This is a genomic window from Mycolicibacterium aichiense, from assembly GCF_010726245.1.
In the GTDB taxonomy this organism is placed as follows: domain Bacteria; phylum Actinomycetota; class Actinomycetes; order Mycobacteriales; family Mycobacteriaceae; genus Mycobacterium; species Mycobacterium aichiense.
Window position 1 is genome coordinate 5,541,548 of the sequence record NZ_AP022561.1, and the last position, 19,850, is coordinate 5,561,397.

Below are 19,850 nucleotides of genomic sequence, written 5' to 3' on the forward strand. Positions count from 1 at the left end.
GGTGAGAGTCGCTCAGGACAGAGCGGTGTCGGTATGGGCGCGTTGTGCGTCGTCGGCCCCGCGGCGCACGTGCGCCTCGGCGGCGGCCACGGCGCGGTCGACATGTCCGCTGCACACCTCGTTGAGCAGGTGCTCATGCTGCTCGACTGCCGGCAGCGTGCGTCCGGGGTCGCGATAACTCAACTCCGCAGCGACGTCGAGGCACTGCAGCAGATAGCCATCGAGAAGGCCGGCGAACCTGTCGCCGAATGCGATTCGATAGATCGAGCTGTGGAACGCCAGATGGACCTCGGCGAACTCCTCAGAACCCACTCCGTGGGTGTCGATCACCGTGGCCATCGTCGCCAGCAGTGCGCGGGGTTCGGCCCACTGCTCGGGTTTGGCACGCTCGCAAGCCAGCCGGGCCGCCAACTTCTCCAGTTCGGCGCGGACCAAGAACAGGTCCTCGATCTCCTCGGCGACAATCCCGCGCGACCACAGGCCGCCGCCGCTGCCACGCTCGGCGAACCCGTCGCTCTCCAGCCTGCGCAGCGCATCGCGCACCGGTGTCCGGCTAACTCCGAGCTGGGCGGCGAGTTCGGTCTCCACCAGGTGGGTGCCGTGCGGGATCTGTCCGGTGATCAGCGCATGCCGTAGCGCCCGATACACGTGCTCGTAGGTCTTGCGCCGGATCTGCGCCGACAGCGACGGGACGGCTCCGAGCCGCTCCGACCCGCTCACAGTTGACCGCTCGCGTCACGTCGGAGGTACCGCCCTGAGCCGTGTTTACCGACGAAGAGGCCATTGACGATCACCGGCCGGCCCGCAGCGACCACTGTGCGCACCGCACCGGTCAGCGTCCAGCCCTCGTAGAGGCTGTAGTCCACCTTCATATGATGAGTCTGCGCGCTGATGGTCGTCGAGCCGGACGGATCGAAGATCACCAGGTCCGCGTCGGAGCCGACAGCGATAGTGCCCTTGCGCGGGAACAACCCGAACAGCCGCGCCGGTGTGGTCGAGAAGACTTCGACCATCCTTCGCAGCGAAAGATGCCCTGCGAGAACTCCACCGGAGTACAGCAGCTGAAGACGGTGCTCGATGCCCGGCCCTCCGTTGGGGATCTGGGAGAAGTCGTGTGCCCCGATCGACTTCTGCCCGTTGAGACAGAACGGGCAGTGGTCGGTGGAGACCACCTGGACATCATCGGTACGCAGACCCCGCCACAGATGCTCGTGGTGGTGAGCCGCGCGCAACGGAGGGGTGAGCACGTACTTTGCGGTGTCGAAGCTCTCGTCGTCGTAGACGCTGGAGTCCAGGAACAGGTAGTGCGGGCACGTCTCGGCGAACACCGGGCGGCCGCGGTCACGCGCCGCGGTCACCTCACTCAGCGCCTCCGCGCACGACAGGTGGACGAAATACACCGGCGAATCAGCCATTTCGGCCAGCGCGATCGCGCGGTGAGTGGCTTCGGCCTCGGCCAGTTCGGGCCGGGTACGACCGTGCCAGGACGGGTTGGTTCGCCCTTGGGCTAGCGCGCGCCGCACCAGGACGTCGATGACCGGTCCGTTTTCGGCATGGATGCAGCACAGCGCACCTCGCTGGCCCGCCCGCTCGATGACCTCGAACAGGGTCGCGTCGTCGACCATCAATTCCCCGGGGTACGCCATGAACATCTTGATGCTGGTGACGCCTTCGTCGACGAGTTCGTCTATCTCGCTGAGTGATTCGGTTGCCATGTCGGTGATCACGATGTGTTGGGCGTAGTCGATGACGGCATTGCCCTCCGCCGCGGCAAGCCCGTCGTCGATGGCGGCCCGCAGGTGTTGTCCCCTGCGCTGCTGCGCGAAGTTCACCACCGTCGTAGTCCCGCCCGCCGCGGCAGCAATCGTGCCCGACCCGTAGTCGTCGGCGGTGGTGGTACCGGCCAGGCTGAACGCGAGATGGGTATGTGGATCCACCCCACCCGGCAACAGATAGCAGCCGCTCGCGTCGATCACCTGATCGGCCGGGATATCCAGGGCCGCACCGATGGTGGTCACCTTGTCGTCGGCCACATACACGTCGGCGACATAGTCGTCGGCGGCGGTGACAACCCGCGCGCCGGTGATCAGCAAGCTCATAGCGTCCCCACCCATGCCCGTTCGTCGTCGCTGAACCTGTTGATTCCCAATTCCTCTCGGCAGCACCGCTGGTATATCGCGCGGAAGTGCGGCATCAGCTCACGGTTGCGCCGCTCGATATCGGCGTAACGGGCCAGGTACTCCCCGCCGAGTTCCCGCACCTCGGCCAGTACCGCGTCCTCGTCGATGTTCAGGCAGCGCCCGTCGCGCACGACCACCTCGCCGTTGACCCACACCTCGGTGATCGAGTCACCGTTCTCCACGTAGACCAGATGCTGCGCGATGTCGTTGACGGGGGTGAAGTTGAGCGAGTTGAGGTCCAGCATCACCAGGTCGGCCTTGCGGCCGGGAGCGATGGCGCCGACGTCGTCGGTCAGCCGGGCCGACCGGGCGCCGCCGCGGGTCGCCGCCCATAGCACTTCATCGGCAGTGGGCCAGGCATCGAAATCGGGTTGCGTCACCTTGTGCAACAGGGCGGCCGATTTGACGACGTCGAACATCCGCGCAGAGTCGTTGCTGGACAACCCGTCCGAGCCCAATCCGATGTTGACCCCGGCATCGAGCAGCGCCCGCCACGGCGCAATACCCGAACCCAGCTTCAGATTCGAGATCGGGTTGTGCGCCACCGACGCGCCGACTGCGCCGAGGCGTTCGATGTCACCGTCGGTGAGCCAGATTCCGTGCGCGAGAGTGGCCCGGTCGGTCAGCACACCGAGCGAGTCCAGGTACTCGACGAGGGTCGACCCGTAGAACTCGCGGCCGGTCACGGCCTGCATCTTGGTTTCCAGGACGTGCACATGGAAGGTCGTGTCGTGCTCGCGCGACAATTCGTTGGCCGCGACGAACAACTCGGCGGTGCACCGCTGGGGGCCGCTCGGGGCGACCACATAGCGAAGCCGGCCCGCGCGGCCGTCGAACCGCGTCAGCGCCTCCTTGCTGAACTGCAAGTAGTCCTCGGTGGTCCGCGGCGCGACCGCGCGGGCCTCGGCGAGCAGCCCGGCCGGCACCATCTCGTCGACGAACGGGATCGTGTCGATGTAGAGCCGGTTGACGATGTTGCCCGAGCAGTTGGCCCGGATCCCGATGTCCTCGTACCCCCGGAAGACGGCCTCCAGGGCGGTCAGACTCTGCGTGGGCGACTCGATGACGTCGTCGAGCAGGCAGGTGGCGCCGTTGCGCAGTGACTCCATGCCAACCAGCAGGGTTCGCAGGTAGATCAACCGCTCCGACATCGGCTCCAGGCCAAGGACCGGATAGGACAACAACATCCACAATTCCAGCGGCAGATTGTCGTAGCGGCCCTTGAACAGCGCCTCCCACGAATGCACATGGGCGTTGACCAGTCCGGGCATCAGCAGCCGGTGGGTGCAGTCGATCACCTCCGCGCTCTCGAGCACGGGCAGATCCGGCGCCACCGCGCTGATCCGGTCGTCTACCACCAGCACGTCGGAGCGGAAGGGCTTGCTGCGGTGGGCGTCGTCCATCGCGACCACGAGGGCGTTGCGGAACAGGGTGCTCATGCGATCTCCTCGGCAGCGGGGAAAAGGTCGGTGCGGCGATGTTCGAAATAGCGCAGCGTGCGCCGTGTTTCGGCCAGGACGTCAAGATCGATCTCGGCGATCACCAATCCTGGGCCGTCGGCGCCGGGACGGTGTGCGATCAGTTCGCCGTCGGGCCCGACGATGCAGGACTCGCCGTAATTGTCGACCGGCTGGCCGCTCACCCATTCGATGCCGATCTTGTTGGCCACCACGGCGAACAGACCGTTCTCGCGGGCGTGGGTGCGCAGCTCGGCCAGGAAGAAGTCGACGCTGTCACCGCCACTGCCGGCGACCGGGACTGCCACGAGATCGGCATGGAGCGCCCTCAACTCCCGCCAGCACTCGGGGAAGCGCCGGTCGTAACAGATCAGGACCCCAAGCCGCGTGCCCAGCACTGTGTGTACCCCGAGCCACTGTCCGGGGGTGAAGTGCGCGGGCTCGTCGAAGCCGGGCGCCGGGTGGTCGCCGACAGGCAGATGCAGCTTGCGGGCGACCAGGTGGGACTGTCCGGTGCGGTCGACACACGGGACCGTGACACCTTGCTCGTCGAGGACCACCGCTGAGTTATGGAAACTGGGGGCGCTACCGTGGGCGCCGTCGTCGCGCTCGAAGAGCGGGAATACCACCGCCACACCGAGTTCGGCCGCACGCTCGGCGATTCGCTCGGACTGCGGGCCGGGCAGCGACTGCGCCTGGTCGCGGTAGGCACCGGGCGGTTCGCCGCCGAAGTACGGCGTGGTGGCCAGCTCTGGGAACACCACGAGATCGGCACCGGCCGCGGCCGCGTCGGTGAGCGCTGCCTCGACGACCGCCAGGTTCTGCTCCGGGTCGTGGCCACACGCCGGGAGTTGCGCTGCCGCAACCACGAGCGCACTCACCTACGCGCCCTTTCCTGCTGGGCGAAGGCGCGGTCGACCTCATCGGCCAGCAGATCGACGAGCTGATCGTGCAGGGCGTGGTACTCCGGCGACCGCGGATCGCGAGGGCGCTGCATGTCCACCTCCACCATCGCCTTGATGCGGCCGGGGCGCGCGGTGAACACCACGATGCGGTCCGCCAGCGCCACCGCCTCGTCGATGCTGTGAGTGACAAACAGGACCGAGGCGCCGCTCTCCTCACGCAGCGAGGCCACGTAGTTCTGCAACTTTGCGCGCGTCTGCACGTCCAGAGCTGCGAAGGGCTCATCCATCAGCACCACCCGGGGCTGCATCGCCAGCGCGCGGGCGATCGCGGCACGCTGGCGCATTCCGCCGGACAGGCCGTCCGGATGCGCATCGGCGAAGTCACCCAATCCCATGGTGTGCAACAGATCCCGTGCGATCTCTCGTCGATCGGCCTTCGGCATACCGCGCAGCTTCAGCCCGAAGCAGACATTGTCGACGACTGACATCCACGGATAGAGCGAGGACTGCTGGAAGATCATGCAGCGGTCAGGCCCGGGCCCGACGACCGGGGCGTCGTCCGCCACGATCTCACCGGAAGTAGTCGGTTCCAGGCCGGCGATCATCGATAGGAGCGTGCTCTTCCCACAGCCGCTGGGGCCGAGGATGACGACGAACTCGCCAGGGGCGACGTCGAGGTTGACGGAGTCGACGGCGAGCACTTCGGATCCGTTGTCGCCGAACACCTTACTGACGGCACGGCAATGCACCGCCCCGGTAGCCTGCTTTCCTCCGACTGCGGCGGGTGTCATCGACGGGCACCTCCACCGGCTGGCTGCCACCACAGCAATCGGTTCTGCAGTTGGCGGAAGGCGATGTCGAGCAGGTAACCGGAGACGCCGATGACGGTCATCGTGAAGAACACCAGACTCGAGTTGAATGTGTTGCGGGCGAGCATGACCACCTGGCCGAGTCCGCTGCCGACGCCGACGGCCTCGGCCAGCAGGACCACCATCCACGCGGCAAACAGGTTCAGCCGCAGACTCTGCAGCAGGCCGGGCAGGATGGCGGGCAGAACGACCTGGAACAAGATTTGGCGCCGCGAGGCGCCCATCGTGCGCGCCACGTTGATGTACGTCGCAGGAACCTCGTTGATCAAGCCGATGGTGGCCAGGGTCATGACGAAATACACACCGATGAACACCATGAATATCGCCGGCGGGTTACCGATACCGAACAGGAAGATCGCCACGGGCAGCCAAGCAATCGGCGAGATCGGCGCCAGCAGCGTGATCGTGGGCAGTACCAGTCCGCGCACGATCAGGAACTGGCTGATGAGTACCCCGGTGATGAGGCTGGCGACGAAGCCGAGGGTTAATCCGGCAAGTACCCGCAGCACTGTCGCGAGCACCGTGGTCGCGACCGCGACCACCGGGGGCGTCTGGTCGGCGCCGATCGTCGAAGTGTCGAAGAACCGGGCCTGGCTGCTGAAGTGCTGCAAGAAGATATGCGGCGGCGGCAGCAGCAACTCGGGCGCCCACCCCATCAGCCAGGCCAGTTCCCAGAGACCGGCGAACAGGGCAACCGACGCCAGCCACCACGCCGCGGCTGTGCCGAGTCGGCGGTACCTGCTGCGCGAACGTCGTTGCGTAGCGGGCGCCGTGCGCTGGGCGGGTAGGTCGAAGTGGGTGATGGCGGTCATGCGGTCTTCAACTTCAGCGAGTTGTACAGGCTCTGGTTCTCATTGATGACTTCCTCGAGCAGCGACCAGTCGGCGATCTTCTCGTCGGGCAGCTTCTTCAGGTAGCCAAGGTCTTTCATACCGACGGCACGCTCGAGCATGAACTGGGTCTTGTTGCGTTGGTCGACGACGTTGGGTTGCTTGGTGGAGGCGGCCAGGGCGTCGTCCAGGCTGGTTTTGAAGTAACTGCCCACGACCTGTGAGACGGCGGCCCTGCGATCGGTCTCAGCCTGCTGCTGCGCCTCGAACAGGCCCTTGATCACCGCCTTAACCGCCTTCGGGTTCTCCGTCAACAACGGATTACGCACGGCCAGAACGCAATCGGTGTAGCCGGGGCCGTAGACGTCCTTGCCGTCGGAGAGCAGCACCGAACCGCCGCGGGCGTTGAGCGCCTGGGTGACGTAGGGCTCGATATGACTCATGCTGTCGATGGAACCGCTGATGAACGCCTGCGCGAGTTCAGGTGAAGTGCCGAAGTAGCGGACGTTGATGTCCTTGAACGACAGGCCGGCCTTCTTCAGGTAGTCGTACGGCAGCATCTCGAGGGTGTCGGCCTGGAACGTGCCCAGCGTCTTGCCCTTCAGGTCCGCAGCCGAGGTGATACCCGGTTGCGCCACGATCGAACAGCCCTCGACACCGCCGCCGGCGACGATCCTCACCGGTGCGCCGGCGTCGTAAAGGGTCAGGAACTGGGTGTACGGGATCAGCGACATGTCGACCTGGCCGGCTCCAAACAGCGTGACGATGTCGGCATTGGTGGGTGTGACAACGAAATCGATAGCAGCACCGTCGGTTTCGCTGAGCTTGCGCTCCTTGGTCAGGAAGATGCCGAGGTTGCACAGGCCGGTGCCGTGGGTCGCCTTCAGCGTGGTGAGGCCGGCAGCGTTGGGCGCGGGTGCGGTGCCCGCGCTGCCTGCACCCGAGCAGCCGCTGAGCAGCCAGGCCGGCACGGCGACCGCGGTGCCTGCGATCGCGGCGTTGCGGAAGAACTTACGGCGGTTGAGGGGTGCGGTGAACGTATCTCTCATCGGGCGATCTCCTTGGCTGCTGGTACGGCGGTGAGCTCGGCGTTGAGCAGGTCGAGATTGACCGCATGAAGCGGCATTTCGGCGTCCTGTGACACCAGGTCCAAGGACCGCAGGCTGTCCCATCTCCCGTAGACGGTGGCGGTGAGGTCACGGATATCGATCCTCGAGGGCTGGCGTCCGACGGCGTCCGCGAGTTCGTCGAGGGAGTACCCGGGGAAGTAGTCGCGCGCGTGACGCAGGGCCGCAGGAAGGTCGGTGAGGATCAGGTCGTGGGCGCGTAGCATCGCGCGGATGGCAGCCCGCACCTGGTCGGGACGTTCTCGAAGGAATCGGCTCGACGCCACCAGGGTGGTGTCGGGGAACGGGTCTCCCCACACGTCGGTGCCATCGCTGAGCACGTGTGCACCGGCGGCGCACACCCGGCCCGCGTACGGTTCGGCCAGGGTCAGCGCGGCCAGTTCACCGGCCTCGAACGCCTCGATAGCGTGGTTGAGCACGTCGAAATAGCGGATCTCGACGTCGCTCATGGCCAGTCCGGCGGCATTCAGAACATCGTGGAGCAACACCTCCATCGGATCCGTGCGGAAGGTCCCGACGGGCGCGCCGGCCAGCGCAGCGGCGTCAGGCAACATCTCCCGGGTAAGGACGAAAACTCCCATCAACCCACTGCCTGCGACCAGTACGGGGGGGTCGGTCCGCCCTGAGTCGATCAGCGGCTGGGTGAAGCCCGCAGTGCCGAGGTCGGCGACACCTGTGGCGAGAAGCTCTGCGGTGGACGTGATGTCGTCGAAGTACGGCGCCTCTACGCGCAGACCCTGGTCGGCGAAGAGGCCTTCGCCGACGGCGACGAATAACGGAAGGTTCGACAGGGAGCACCCGTGGGTGAGGACCAGGGTCTCGCTCATGCCGCACATCCCGCGCGGTGTCCGGTGGCCAGGCTGGTGTGGAGTGGCACCGCATCCACACCGGCAATCACCACGCGCCAACCGGGCCACTCGCGTTCAGGCGGGCAGGCCAGGACGGCGACGGTGCGCACGACGAGCCGACCATCGTGGTCCGCGGCCAACAGCGCCGCCGCGTCGTCGTAGCTGATGGCGATCACCGGGCCACCGAGATCGGCGACCGCGCGGACGCGAATGTTCACGCCCGGCGCCGCGATCCAGCCGCCTGCGACCTCCGCGAGATCCGTGGAAGCAACTGCGCTACCCGGCGCCAGCACAGCCAGAGCCGCGCGTGTCGCGGCCGGCAGCGTGCGATCGTCGGTCTGCAGCGCTACCAGTTCGGTCTGTGCCCCGCAGCACGGGCGACTGCCGCCTGCCGCGATGTGCAGGCGGCGGCTCACTACCCCGTCGAGGTGCAGGAATGCGTGATCGGGGGCTACACCGTGCCACTCGACAACGGTCAGCTGACCGGTTGTGTCCTGTATACAACGCATAGTCAGCCATTAGAGGCGGCGGCCGTTTCGATCGCGTTACCCAGACCGGCGCTCCGTGTTAACGGTTCCTCACCACGATCGGGGGACCGCCGCGGCGCACGACTACGCCGACACCGACCGTTCGCTAGTGGGCGCGGCCGCCGATGACGGTGGCGGTCACGAGTTCGGCGTCGAGGGCGTCGAGCACCTCGGCGGGCGCTGCGCTCAGCACACACAGGTCACCGGGCTGGCCCGGTTCGACGGTCCTGGGCACGTCGGGACGCTCGGCATGCCCGGTGAACAAGGTCAGTGCCGTTGTGGCCGACACGCATTCGGCCGGGTTCAGCACCACACCGGTCTTGGTGGTGCGGTGTACCGCGGCGCGCATGGACGCCCACGGGTCGGCGTCGCCGAAGGGCAGGTCGGTCGACAATGCCACCCGCACACCCGCGTGTTGCAGTGATGCCAGCCGCCACAGTGCGGGCTGGTCAGCGGCTTCTACATCGATCAGGTACTGGTCACCACGCTCGGCGACGAAGTTCGGCTGGGTCACCACCAGCACGCCACTGTCGGCCAGGTCGGCGAGCGAGTCGTCGGGTACCACCGCGGCATGCTCGATCCGGTCGTCGGGGTGGGTGCCCGCCGCCCGCAGCGCGGCCAGGGTCACCACCAGCTGGCCTGCCGTCACACAGTGCATCGCGACAGCTCTGTTCTCACGGTGCTGCGCGGCGATCCACCCGGCGAGTTCGTCGAGATCGAGCGAATCGTCATGCAGGATGCGCTTTCCCGGCGCCAGCCAGTGCACATGCTGATGCAACCCGCCGTGCCGCTGCTCCTCGGTCAGGGTGATGATGTCATCGGCCCCGAGGTTCGGGGTGGCATCGGTGACACCGGTGACGCCATAGCCGAGGAGCCGCCTGCTGACCGTGGCCAGCGATGTGTCGCGGCGCGCGACCGCATCCGACCAGTTGTCGTAGCTGCGTAGCCTGCCGTCGGGATGGTCGGGCAATCCCACTGCCGACAGGCCGGCGGAGTTGAGGTACCACAGCACGCCGCTGCGATGTTGAATGCGCACCGGCACAGCAGGAGTGAGCTCGTCGAGCAGCCGGCGGTCCAGTGTCCCCGCGGCGGATTCGTGGTAGCCGACGGCCCGGATCCAGCCGTCCTCGCCGACCGGCGCGTTCGCGAGCACGGCGGCGAATTCCGCGCGGCTGTGGACCAGCGCGGGGCCGACCTGCACGGAGTCCAGCGCCGCCGCTGCGGCCCGCAGGTGTACATGGTGATCATGCAGGCCCGGGATGACCGTGCCGCCCGCGGCGTCGAGGGCGTCCTCGCCACGGCGTGGGGTCAGCGAGTCGGCGACCTCGCCGATCGCGGCGCCCAGCCTGATGTCGACCATTCGCCCGTCCAAGAGGTGGGCTCGCTGGATCAGCATGGGACCGTATTTCGTTGGGCGACAATGGCGTCGACGGTGGCGTTGTCGGCACCCGGTGGCGCCGCTGCGGTGAGGCGCCGGGGTGGTCGCGGGGGCACTGCCGGGATCGCCGACAGCGACGGGTCGGTGGGCAAGGCCGCGTACGTGGCCGCGACGCCGGCCATCGCCACGTCGATGGTCTCACCGCCACCGCGGCGTAGCGAACGGGCCAGGGCCAGTGCGGCTTCCAGCCCGGTCAGGGGATCGGCGACGGCGTCGGCGCAGAACACCGGGCCGCTCGCGCTGGTGCCGACCAGCCCACCCGCGACGGCCGCGTCGTCGCCGAACGCGGTGCGTTGTGATCGCGGCCCGTGGCCGGTGATGCGTAACCACACCCGGCCATCCGGGCCGGGTACGGCCTCCGGACTCACTCCCCGCCGCGCGAGCACACCGGGCCTGGACCCCTCGATGACCACGTCGGCGGCCGCCAGCAATGCGCGCAGCCGGTCGTCGCGCTCGAAATCGACTGTGTACGAGAGCTTCCGCTGGTTCATCCAGTTGTAGAACGCGAGGTCTCCCGAGCGGGTGCCATCGAGGCGGCTCGGGCTTTCCACCTTCACGACAGTGGCCCCCGCCGCCGCCAGGAGCTGACCGCACAGCGGTCCGGCCCACATCGACGACAGGTCGGCGACCAGAAGTCCCTCCGGGGAGCGGGGCGCAGCCCGGCGGCCATCCGCTCGCATCGTGGGTGCTGCCGGCGCCGTCTCGCCCAGGCGCGCGGCGGGCAGGTCCAACAACGTGGCCCGGTCCAGGACTTCGTCGCTGCGACGATCGGCACACCACTGCGCGATCACCGGCCAGGGATCCTCGGGCACCGAGTCGGCTTCGACGAGCGCCGGGACAGCCTCGATATCGTCGGCGCGGGACAGCGTCAGCGCCCACCAGCCGTCGCGGGTGCGCATCAGGTGGCTGGCCCCGCCGGCCGAGACACGCCCGCGCCGGTGCAGGCCGAGCAGAGCGGCCCGTCCCGTCAGGCTGGTGGCGGCGTCGACCTGGACGCCCAGCAGATCAGTGAGCTCGGCGGCGACGCGGTCGGCGCGGGTCAGCACCGCCGACCGGGAGTGGTCGGGCGGGCCGTCGGATGGGCCGGTCAGCCAGGCCATGCCACTGCCGGCCCAGTCGGCGCCGGTGACGTTCACCCGCCCATTGTCGCGCGCGCCGACGGGCCTCCGCAGAGGTCCTGCGTTTGTCGCCCGCCTCCGAGCGACAACCAACGGTCGGGTCGGCCCCTATCGGTGATCGAGATCGACGCGAGCGCGCGCAAGTGCGAGTGCGCGTCACGCCAGCGTCGATCTCGCCGACGCGGACAGGTGACCGCCGGGAATGCGCTCTTGTTTGTCGCTCGGAGGCGGACACCACCGGTCTAGTTCAGGCAGGCCTGTCGCTCAGAAATGCAGGGCGGTGAAGCGCCAGTCCAGCACCTGCCGGTCGTCTCCCTCGTCGGCGACGGCATAGACCACCGAGCGCAGAGTGAGCACCCCACCGCGATCGTCGGGCAGCGGATCGGCCGCCTCGATGTGCAGGTCGCTGTAGAGCGTGTCACCCTCGTGCACTGGACCGGTGTGGTCACACGACGCCCACCCCAGCACCGTCGCGAGATTCGGCAGCAGCTGACCGGCTTGGGCCAGCGCCAAACCGATCGTGTGCCCGCCGTACACCAGGCGCCGGCCACCAACCCGCGAATCGTGATGGGTAGCAGCGACATTCAGTGTCAGTCGGGTCAACTCGGGCGCGGAGCTCACCACGTCGCCGGTGCCGCGCAGAACCGAGCCGGCCATGTCGGGGTAGAAGTGCGGGCCGGGAACCCGCTCGCGGAACGCCACCGCGTTCCAGTCGGCTGTCGGCTGCGGCGGCGCGGGCAGCTCGGCGCCGATCAGCGACAGGTCGTCGGCGTGCCCGGTGTCCGGCGCGCCCGGGCTCATCGGGAGCATCGCGCAGCGGTAGAAATCGAGGACCAGCCGGCCGACCTGATCGATCGTGGTCATTCGCAGCGCCGCCAGCCCCGTCGGCGCCCGCCCGGGCTTGGCGCTGTTCTGCCGCAGCCCGACCACCTCGGTTCGGGTGAAGATCGTGTCGCCGATGACCGGATAGCGGTAGAACGTCAGCCCCCGGTAGAACAGGTTGGCCTTGACCCGCTGGGTGGCCAGCGTGCTCTGGCCGATCGCGACGTCGCACACCAGCGCCGGATGGGCCAGCTCAGTGGTGCTGCCCACCACGGCGTATGCCAGCCCGGCGTCCAGGGACAACCGCAGCCGGTCTCCGACGATGGCCTGATGGCTGGCGGCGGCACCGGAGGTCAGCGTCATCGACGGCGCCCAGTCGAAGACCTGGCCTACCACCAGGTCGTCGAAATACGGTCCGCCCGACTCGCCTCCGCCAATATGGCCGTACAAAGTCACAGTCGCTCATCCTGGTGCTTCTGTCTAGTCCATGTCAATATGGCCGTACATTTCACGATCTTTGGAGCGGACTAGGTGAGCACTGCACTCAACGACGAAGAGGCCCTGCTGGTGGAGACGGTGCGGGCGTTCGTCGACCGCGACGTCAAACCTTCGGTCCGCGAGGTCGAGCACGCCAACACCTACCCCGAGGCGTGGATCGAGCAGATGAAGCAGATCGGGATCTACGGCCTGGCGATCAGCGAGCAGTACGGCGGCAACCCGGTGTCGATGCCCTGCTACGTCGAGGTCACCCAGGAACTCGCCCGCGGCTGGATGAGCCTGGCCGGCGCCATGGGCGGGCACACGGTGGTGGCCAAGCTGCTGGAGATCTTCGGCACCGAGGAGCAGAAGCAGACCTACCTACCGAGGATGGCCACCGGCGAGGTGCGCGCGACGATGGCGCTGACCGAGCCTGGCGGCGGTTCGGATCTGCAGAACATGGCGTGCATCGCCCGCGCCGACGGCGACGACCTGGTGATCAACGGAGCCAAGACGTGGATCTCCAACGCCCGCCGGTCAGGTCTGATCGCACTGTTGTGCAAGACCGATCCGCAGGCCACGCCGCGCCACAAGGGCATCTCGGTGGTGCTCGTCGAGTCACCCACGGCCGGGCTCACGATCTCACGAGACCTGCCCAAGCTCGGCTACAAAGGGGTGGAGTCCTGCGAGCTGGCCTTCGACGACTGCCGGGTGCCGGCCTCGGCGATCCTGGGTGGTGCGCCCGGGCGCGGATTCAGCCAGATGATGAAAGGCCTTGAGACCGGCCGCATTCAGGTTGCCTCGCGTGCCCTCGGTGTGGCGACCGCAGCCTTGGAGGACGCGCTGGCCTACGCCCAGGATCGCGAGAGCTTCGGCCAGCCGATCTGGAAGCACCAGGCGATAGGCAACTACCTGGCCGATATGGCCACCAAGCTGACCGCCGCCCGCCAGCTCACCCGCTACGCCGCCGAACGCTACGACAGCGGGGAGCGGTGCGATATGGAGGCCGGGATGGCGAAACTATTCGCCTCCGAGGCGGCGATGGAGATCGCGCTGAACGCGGTCCGCATCCACGGCGGCTACGGCTATTCCACCGAATACGACGTCGAACGGTACTTCCGGGACGCGCCGCTGATGATCGTCGGTGAGGGCACCAACGAGATCCAGCGCAATGTGATCGCGGGCCAACTGGTCGCGAGAGGCGGCATCTGACCGGACATGAAACCCGAACCCGCGTATCAGGTTCTCCAGCAACGGCTTCGCGACGAGATCGCAGCCGGGGCCTACCCTGACGGTGTGCGGTTGCCGACCGAGTCGGAGCTGGTCGCCGAGCACGGACTGTCCCGGCAGACGGTCCGCCGCGCGTTTCAGGATCTGGTGGCCGACGGTGTGGTGTACCGGGTTCCGGGTCGGGGGACGTACGCCAACCGGGGATATTTTCGGCAGCTCGGTTCGATCGAGGACCTGATGAGCCTGTCCGAGGACACCACGATGGAAGTGCTGCAGGGACTTTCGCGTCGGGTCGACGTGGCGGCGGCCAGTCGGCTGCGGCTGGAGCACGACGTGGTGTACACCGTGGTGTTCCGACGTGTCCATGATGAGATTCCGTTCGTGGTGACCACGGTGCACTTACCGGAGCACATGGCCCGGCGGGTGTTCGACTCGCCGGAGCTGGCCGACGGCGCCGTCGGCACCAACACCGTGATCGGTGTCCTCGAACCGCACCTGGATCAGCCGATTGCCGAAGCGGCCCAGTCGATCACGGTTGCCCCCGCCGACGACCTGGTCGCAGGCGCCGTGGGCTGCGCGCCCGGCCACCCGATGCTGCGGGTGGACCGGCTGTACTCCGATACCACCGGCACCCCGGTGGAGCTGTCGGTCAGCCACTTCCTGCCCGAGCAGTACACCTACCGGGTCACGCTGCGCCGCTCGAGCTAGGCGACCTCGTCGACCAGGCCCCACGCCAGTGCGGTAGCCGGGTCGATGGTCCGGCCGGAGAGCACCAAATAGGCTGTGCGCCAACGCCCGATCCGCCGGGTGATGCTCACGGTGCCGCCGGCGCCCGGGATCAGCCCCAATGTCAGCTCAGGCAATCCCAGCACCGCGTCCGGGTGGCAGCTCACCCAACCGCAGAACGACGCCATCTCCAGTCCGCTGCCCAGAACGCGGCCGTGGATGTCGGCCCGGCAGGCCCGGCCGAGGCGGCGACTCAGTTCGTCGAGCGCCAACGCGGGGCTGTGTCGGGTGCGTGCCAGGTGCGCCGACGCCGGGTCGGCGAAGGTGCCGAACTCGCCGAGATCACCACCGCTGCAGAAGGATGCACCGTTGCCACTGAGCACCAGCTCGATCACGGTGTCGTCGAGCAATGCCACGGTCAGCGCCTCCAGCAGCAGGGCCCGGGCGTCGGTGCTGAACGCGTTATGTCGCTGCGGACGGTTGAATCGGATCCGCAGCGTGCCGCCGTCACGCTCGGCGAGCACCGGGTCGGCAATGTCGGGCAGCGATGCCGGGCCGCGCGACTCCAGCCAGCGGGCGAATTCCGGCCCGGACTGCAGCGTCGAGTACGCCAGTGACTCGGTGATGATGCCGGGGAGCGCGGGGCCGGTCACGTCGACCGACCGCAGCACGTCGTCGCAGACCGCACTGGCGTGCGGCCAGCGGCGGCACCGGTCACGCAGCAGAGCCACGGTGTCGCTCACTGACTCCACCGCGACGAAGCGGCGGTCGTCCTGTTCCTGCTCGGCCAGGGCGAAGGTGGCTGTGTCAAGCCAGAATTCGCCCTCGGGTGTCGACGGCTCCCCGACCGCGACGACGACGCCCGGCGCACCGGTGACCCCGATCGGAGGCGGGTCGGACAGGTCGACGAGACGCATCTAGCCGGTCGGCGCGGGCGAGTACTTGACGATCAGTTCCTGCTTGTACAGCTTGCCGGTGTCGGTGCGCGGCAGCTCGGACTCGAAGGAGATCGATCGCGGACACTTGTAGTGCGAGAGCCGTTCACGCAACCACGCCAGCAACTCGGCGGCGAATTCCTCCGTGGCGTTCGAGGCGTCGACCAACTGGACCACACCCTTGACGCTTTGGCCCATCTCCTCGTCGGGCACGCCGAACACCGCGGCGTCCATCACCAACGGGTGCGTGACGAGCATGTTCTCGGCTTCCTGCGGGTAGATGTTGACCCCGCCCGAGATGATCATGTGGTGCCGGCGGTCGGTGAGGTAGAGGTAGCCCTCCTCGTCCAGATAACCGATGTCGCCGACCGTCTTCCAGCCGTGGCTGTCGCGCGATTTGGCGGTCTTCTCAGCGTCATTGAGGTACTCGAAGTCCATGCCGCCCTCGAAGTAGATCTCCCCCGCCTGACCGGGCGGCAACTCGTTGCCGTCCTCGTCGAGGATGTGCAGGGCGCCCATCATCGGCTTGCCGACCGAGCCCGGGTGGGTGAGCCAGTCCTCGGCGAAGATCAACGTGGACCCGATCGCCTCGGACGAGGCGTAGTACTCGTCGACGATCGGACCCCACCAGTCGATCATCTGCTTCTTGATCTCGACCGGGCAGGGCGCTGCGGCGTGCATGACTCGCTGCAGACTCGAGATGTCGTACGAATTGCGCACTTCCTCAGGCAGTTTCAGCATCCGGGTGAACATCACCGGGACGAACTGGCCGTGGGTGACCTTGTGGCGCGCGATCGCGTCCAGGCAGCCCTGCGCGTCGAACTTCTCCAGCACAACGGTGGTGATGCCCGCTGCGAGCGTCTGCATCGACCACACCGACGGCGCGGTGTGATACAGCGGGGCGGGGCTGATGTAGACCGCGTCGGGGTTCATCCAGAATCCGATGAGTGCGGCCATCATGCCGGGCACCTCGGAAGGCGGCAGGTGCGGAAGCTCGCGCTTGATTCCCTTGGGCCGCCCGGTCGTTCCCGACGAGTACTGCAGCAGGTCACCCTCGATCTCGTCATCGATCGGCGTAATCGGCTGGTCCGCAACGCATTCCGGGTAGCTGCGCCAGCCCTCGAGCTCACCGTCGGTGATGATGAGCAGCGGCGGCATCGTCGGCAGCTCCGCGGCCAGCCCGGCGAGGGTGTCCTTCAGCCCGGCCGAGCCGACGACGGCCTTGGCCTCACTGTTGTCGATGATGTACGCGGCTTCGGCCGCCGTCAGATGCGTGTTGATCGGCACGTAATAGAGCCCGGAACGCCGCGCCGCCCACAACACGGTGTGGAAGTGCTCGTTGTTCTCGATGAGGATCGCGACCGAGTCGCCCTCACGCAGCCCGGCCTGCCGGAACAGGTGTGCCAGCTGGTTGGCCCGGGCTTCCATCTCGCCGAACGTGACGGTTTTTCCGGACGGATACAGGATGACGGCCGGCTTGTCGGGAGTGGCCTGCGCATGCTCGCGGATCTGCATGGGAGCACTGTACGACAGCCCGAATTGACAGGCGTCAACTAGGTGCGCTTGTCAGTCGCTGTGCCGCGCCCAGGACACCAGGTAGATCACCAGCGCCACGACCAACGCCACCAGCACCCAGAAGACCAGCGCCTCGTCGATCCAGGATCCCGGCGGCGGGTCACCCGGGAGCACATTGCGGATCGGGACGACCGCGAAGAGCATCGCGGCGAACCACGTCGAGAACGGCGGCTGGAATTTCTTCTTGCCGAGGAGCATTTCGATCGCGGCGTACAGCGCCAACGCGGGCAGCGTGAGCAACACCAGGCAGATGCCGAAGATCAGGGACAGCGGTCCGCGGGATCGGGAGAAGGTGACGGTCGCGTTGTCGTCGGCGCCGCCGGAGTGGGTGGCCGGCCCCGTCCTATCGCTGCGAACGTCCCAGCCGTACAGCGATCCGCTCACCTCGACCCGGGCCGGCACAAAACGCCTCGAATTCCCCGAGCCGACGTACACGTCGGCACCGATGGTCTCGGTGGCGTACTTGTCGAACGGCCACCTGTCGGCGTCGCCGGTGGCCAGCAGCGAGGTCTTGGCGACTCTGGGAACCTGCCCTTTGGGGAAGGTCAGTTCGCCGAATTCGATGCACGGGCACAGCTGCACCACCATGTCGGTGGTGAGGTTGCCGAACTCGGGATCCAGGAAGCTCTTCTGCGGTATCACCAGAACCTCGACGTCCACCCGATTGTCGAGTGGATGAATGGCTGTCAGTTCCAGCAGGACAACGGTCTCGTCGGCGGTGTCCATGCTGGTGGGCTTGAGCGAATGCGCCGAACTGTCGATCCAGAAGTAGCCCGCCACCGATCCGATGTAGATGGCGAGAATGACGGCGACCGTCGCGATCCGTCGCCACCACGACTGGGCGGGCGCTGGCGCATTCCGCGCCGGCGCCGGCGCATCGGCCGACGGGACCCCCACCGAACGGATATTAGCTGGGGTCAGGCGCCCAACAGGCCGTAACGGCTGTTAGTCGGCTTCGGCAAGGCGCTGCTTGAGCGCCTCGAACTCATCCTTCACCCCGGTCGGCAGCTTCTCGCCGACGAAGGAGAACCACTCCTCGATCTGCGGCAGCTCGTCGCGCCATTCCTGGACGTTGACCGCCAACGCCTCGTTGACGTCGGCCGGGTCGGCGTCCAGGCCCTCGAGGTCCAGGTCGGCGGCGCTCGGCACGATGCCGATCGGCGTGGTGGAGCCGTTGGCCTTGCCCTCGACCCGCTCGATGATCCACTTCATCACGCGGCTGTTCTCGCCGAAGCCCGGCCACAGGAAGCGGCCGTCGTCGCCGCGGCGGAACCAGTTGACGAAGAAGATCTTCGGCATCTTCGACTCGTCGGCGTTCTTGCCGAGGTTGATCCAGTGGGCGAAGTAGTCGCCGACGTTGTAGCCGAGGAACGGCAGCATCGCCATCGGGTCGCGGCGGACGGTGCCGACCTTGCCCTCGGCGGCGGCGGTCTGCTCGGAGCCCAGCGTCGCGCCGATGAAGACGCCGTGCTGCCAGTCGCGAGCCTGGGTCACCAGCGGCACCGTGGTCTTGCGGCGGCCGCCGAACAGAATCGCCGAGATCGGCACGCCCTGCGGATCGTCCCATTCGGGGGCCAAGGTCGGGCATTGCGACATCGGGGTGCAGTAGCGCGAGTTCGGATGAGCTGCCTTGTCACTGGACTCGGGCGTCCAGTCGTTGCCCTTCCAGTCGATCAAGTGCTGGGGGTCGCCTTCGAGGCCCTCCCACCACACGCCGCCGTCATCGGTCAGTGCGACGTTGGTGAAGACGGTGTTGCCTGCCGCGACGGTCTTCATGGCGTTGGGGTTGGAGCTCCAGTTGGTGCCCGGCGCGACGCCGAAGAAACCGAACTCCGGGTTGGTGGCATACAGCCGGCCGTCCTTGCCGAAGCGCATCCAGGCGATGTCGTCGCCGACGGTCTCGGCGCGCCACCCGGGGATGGTCGGCTGCAGCATCGCGAGGTTGGTCTTGCCACACGCCGACGGGAACGCGGCGGCGACGAAGTACGACTTGTTCTCCGGGGAGATGAGCTTGAGGATCAGCATGTGCTCGGCGAGCCAGCCCTCGTCATGCGCCATGGCCGAGGCGATGCGCAGCGAGTAGCACTTCTTGCCCAGCAGCGCGTTGCCGCCATAACCCGAGCCGAAGCTCCAGATCTCGCGGGTCTCCGGGAAGTGGGTGATGTACTTGGTGTCGTTGCACGGCCACGGCACGTCTTGTTCGCCCGGCGCCAGCGGCGCGCCCAGTGAATGCAGCGCCTTGACGAAGAAGCCGTCCTCGCCGATCTTCTCCAGCGCGGCCTTGCCCATCCGGGTCATCGTCCGCATCGAGACGACCACATATTCGGAGTCGGTGATCTCGACACCGAGCTTGGGGTCGTCAGCACCGAGCGGACCCATGCAGAACGGCACCACGTACATGGTGCGACCGCGCATCGAGCCGCGGTACAGGTCGGTCATGAGGCCGCGCATCTCGGCCGGGTCCATCCAGTTGTTCGTGGGGCCGGCGTCGATCTCCCGCTGCGAGCAGATGAAGGTGCGCGACTCGACGCGCGCGACGTCCGACGGCGCCGAACGGGCGAGATAGGAGCTGGGCTCCTCGGTGTCGCTGAGTTTCGTGAAGGTTCCGGCGGCGACCAATTCCTCGCACAACCGCTGGTATTCCTCTTCGGAGCCGTCGGCGAAGACCACCCGGTCGGGCTGCGTGAGTTCGGCGACTTCTTGGACCCAAGCGAGCAGGCCCTGATGCTTGGTCGGTGCGTTATCCAGACCGGGGATGGTCGCTGAAGTCATCGCTCTATTCTCCT

At 67.3% G+C, this 19,850-nt stretch carries 18 protein-coding genes; 2 read left to right on the forward strand and 16 right to left on the reverse strand.

The genetic code is table 11. The features are described 5' to 3' along the window. Positions 1 to 12 precede the first annotated feature (12 nt). The 12 genes from G6N32_RS26540 to G6N32_RS26595 all read right to left on the reverse strand — a co-directional run bounded on the left by G6N32_RS26540 (position 13) and on the right by G6N32_RS26595 (position 12,484). The gene (locus G6N32_RS26540) at positions 13 to 720 is read right to left on the reverse strand and encodes a GntR family transcriptional regulator (RefSeq protein WP_115318180.1); all 708 of its coding nucleotides are present in this window, start codon (positions 718 to 720) and stop codon (positions 13 to 15) included. Beyond that, complete coding sequence (hydA, locus tag G6N32_RS26545; protein WP_115318179.1) at positions 717 to 2,099, reverse strand: dihydropyrimidinase; 1,383 nt, start codon at positions 2,097 to 2,099, stop codon at positions 717 to 719. The genes G6N32_RS26540 and hydA overlap by 4 nt, the downstream gene beginning before the upstream one ends. Next, positions 2,096 to 3,619, reverse strand: coding sequence for an amidohydrolase family protein (locus tag G6N32_RS26550; protein ID WP_115318178.1), 1,524 nt, complete (start codon positions 3,617 to 3,619; stop codon positions 2,096 to 2,098). The genes hydA and G6N32_RS26550 overlap by 4 nt, the downstream gene beginning before the upstream one ends. Continuing rightward, entirely contained in the window at positions 3,616 to 4,518 is a 903-nt protein-coding gene (locus G6N32_RS26555) for a carbon-nitrogen hydrolase family protein (RefSeq protein ID WP_115318177.1), read from the reverse strand. The genes G6N32_RS26550 and G6N32_RS26555 overlap by 4 nt, the downstream gene beginning before the upstream one ends. Beyond that, positions 4,515 to 5,333 carry an ABC transporter ATP-binding protein gene (locus tag G6N32_RS26560; RefSeq protein WP_115318176.1) on the reverse strand — a complete coding sequence of 273 codons (819 nt, stop codon included), beginning with the start codon at positions 5,331 to 5,333 and terminating at the stop codon, positions 4,515 to 4,517. Before G6N32_RS26560 ends, G6N32_RS26555 begins: the two co-directional genes overlap by 4 nt. Next, the gene (locus G6N32_RS26565) at positions 5,330 to 6,223 is read right to left on the reverse strand and encodes an ABC transporter permease (protein ID WP_115318175.1); all 894 of its coding nucleotides are present in this window, start codon (positions 6,221 to 6,223) and stop codon (positions 5,330 to 5,332) included. Before G6N32_RS26565 ends, G6N32_RS26560 begins: the two co-directional genes overlap by 4 nt. After that, positions 6,220 to 7,290, reverse strand: coding sequence for an ABC transporter substrate-binding protein (locus G6N32_RS26570; protein WP_115318174.1), 1,071 nt, complete (start codon positions 7,288 to 7,290; stop codon positions 6,220 to 6,222). Before G6N32_RS26570 ends, G6N32_RS26565 begins: the two co-directional genes overlap by 4 nt. Further along, entirely contained in the window at positions 7,287 to 8,195 is a 909-nt protein-coding gene (locus G6N32_RS26575; protein ID WP_163789474.1) for an ABC transporter substrate-binding protein, read from the reverse strand. Before G6N32_RS26575 ends, G6N32_RS26570 begins: the two co-directional genes overlap by 4 nt. After that, the gene (locus G6N32_RS26580) at positions 8,192 to 8,725 is read right to left on the reverse strand and encodes a hypothetical protein (RefSeq protein WP_115318172.1); all 534 of its coding nucleotides are present in this window, start codon (positions 8,723 to 8,725) and stop codon (positions 8,192 to 8,194) included. Before G6N32_RS26580 ends, G6N32_RS26575 begins: the two co-directional genes overlap by 4 nt. A 124-nt stretch (positions 8,726 to 8,849) precedes the next feature. Continuing rightward, the gene (locus tag G6N32_RS26585; protein WP_115318171.1) at positions 8,850 to 10,139 is read right to left on the reverse strand and encodes an amidohydrolase family protein; all 1,290 of its coding nucleotides are present in this window, start codon (positions 10,137 to 10,139) and stop codon (positions 8,850 to 8,852) included. Beyond that, positions 10,133 to 11,317: a CoA transferase gene (locus G6N32_RS26590; protein ID WP_410432380.1), complete on the reverse strand. Its 1,185-nt coding sequence runs from the start codon at positions 11,315 to 11,317 to the stop codon at positions 10,133 to 10,135. Before G6N32_RS26590 ends, G6N32_RS26585 begins: the two co-directional genes overlap by 7 nt. Before the next feature lie 246 nt (positions 11,318 to 11,563). Further along, on the reverse strand, positions 11,564 to 12,484 hold the full coding sequence (locus G6N32_RS26595) for a hotdog family protein (protein WP_232077838.1): 921 nt from the start codon (positions 12,482 to 12,484) through the stop codon (positions 11,564 to 11,566). A gap of 168 nt (positions 12,485 to 12,652) precedes the next feature. Here G6N32_RS26595 and G6N32_RS26600 point away from each other — a divergent pair, with 168 nt between their 5' ends. Beyond that, positions 12,653 to 13,810, forward strand: a complete 1,158-nt coding sequence (locus tag G6N32_RS26600; protein ID WP_115318169.1) for an acyl-CoA dehydrogenase family protein — start codon at positions 12,653 to 12,655, stop codon at positions 13,808 to 13,810. Between the two features lie 6 nt (positions 13,811 to 13,816). After that, positions 13,817 to 14,536, forward strand: coding sequence for a GntR family transcriptional regulator (locus G6N32_RS26605; protein ID WP_115318168.1), 720 nt, complete (start codon positions 13,817 to 13,819; stop codon positions 14,534 to 14,536). Here G6N32_RS26605 and G6N32_RS26610 read toward each other — a convergent pair. From G6N32_RS26610 to G6N32_RS26625, 4 genes are read right to left on the reverse strand one after another with little or no spacing between them, the layout of a single operon-like run. Further along, positions 14,533 to 15,471, reverse strand: coding sequence for an enoyl-CoA hydratase/isomerase family protein (locus tag G6N32_RS26610; protein ID WP_115318167.1), 939 nt, complete (start codon positions 15,469 to 15,471; stop codon positions 14,533 to 14,535). The two genes, G6N32_RS26605 and G6N32_RS26610, sit on opposite strands and share 4 nt — an antisense overlap. Further along, entirely contained in the window at positions 15,472 to 17,004 is a 1,533-nt protein-coding gene (gene fadD4 / locus G6N32_RS26615) for a fatty-acid--CoA ligase FadD4 (protein WP_115318166.1), read from the reverse strand. It abuts the gene before it with no gap. Between the two features lie 51 nt (positions 17,005 to 17,055). After that, positions 17,056 to 17,961 (reverse strand): DUF4436 domain-containing protein, encoded by a 906-nt coding sequence (locus G6N32_RS26620; RefSeq protein ID WP_115318165.1) that lies wholly within the window; start codon positions 17,959 to 17,961, stop codon positions 17,056 to 17,058. 48 nt (positions 17,962 to 18,009) lie between these two features. After that, positions 18,010 to 19,836, reverse strand: coding sequence for a phosphoenolpyruvate carboxykinase (GTP) (locus tag G6N32_RS26625; protein ID WP_115318164.1), 1,827 nt, complete (start codon positions 19,834 to 19,836; stop codon positions 18,010 to 18,012). Positions 19,837 to 19,850 lie beyond the last annotated feature (14 nt).

What these genes read in the sequence shown, in the direction of transcription:
- G6N32_RS26550 (WP_115318178.1), bottom strand. Translation starts at nt 3,619, where the DNA reads ATGAGCACCCTGTTCCGCAACGCCCTCGTGGTCGCGATGGACGACGCC.
- G6N32_RS26595 (WP_232077838.1), bottom strand. Translation starts at nt 12,484, where the DNA reads ATGACGCTGACCTCCGGTGCCGCCGCCAGCCATCAGGCCATCGTCGGA.
- G6N32_RS26575 (WP_163789474.1), bottom strand. Translation starts at nt 8,195, where the DNA reads ATGAGCGAGACCCTGGTCCTCACCCACGGGTGCTCCCTGTCGAACCTT.
- fadD4 (WP_115318166.1), bottom strand. Translation starts at nt 17,004, where the DNA reads ATGCAGATCCGCGAGCATGCGCAGGCCACTCCCGACAAGCCGGCCGTC.
- G6N32_RS26560 (WP_115318176.1), bottom strand. Translation starts at nt 5,333, where the DNA reads ATGACACCCGCCGCAGTCGGAGGAAAGCAGGCTACCGGGGCGGTGCAT.
- G6N32_RS26605 (WP_115318168.1), top strand. Translation starts at nt 13,817, where the DNA reads ATGAAACCCGAACCCGCGTATCAGGTTCTCCAGCAACGGCTTCGCGAC.
- G6N32_RS26570 (WP_115318174.1), bottom strand. Translation starts at nt 7,290, where the DNA reads ATGAGAGATACGTTCACCGCACCCCTCAACCGCCGTAAGTTCTTCCGC.
- G6N32_RS26585 (WP_115318171.1), bottom strand. Translation starts at nt 10,139, where the DNA reads ATGCTGATCCAGCGAGCCCACCTCTTGGACGGGCGAATGGTCGACATC.
- G6N32_RS26625 (WP_115318164.1), bottom strand. Translation starts at nt 19,836, where the DNA reads ATGACTTCAGCGACCATCCCCGGTCTGGATAACGCACCGACCAAGCAT.
- hydA (WP_115318179.1), bottom strand. Translation starts at nt 2,099, where the DNA reads ATGAGCTTGCTGATCACCGGCGCGCGGGTTGTCACCGCCGCCGACGAC.
- G6N32_RS26565 (WP_115318175.1), bottom strand. Translation starts at nt 6,223, where the DNA reads ATGACCGCCATCACCCACTTCGACCTACCCGCCCAGCGCACGGCGCCC.
- G6N32_RS26610 (WP_115318167.1), bottom strand. Translation starts at nt 15,471, where the DNA reads ATGCGTCTCGTCGACCTGTCCGACCCGCCTCCGATCGGGGTCACCGGT.
- G6N32_RS26580 (WP_115318172.1), bottom strand. Translation starts at nt 8,725, where the DNA reads ATGCGTTGTATACAGGACACAACCGGTCAGCTGACCGTTGTCGAGTGG.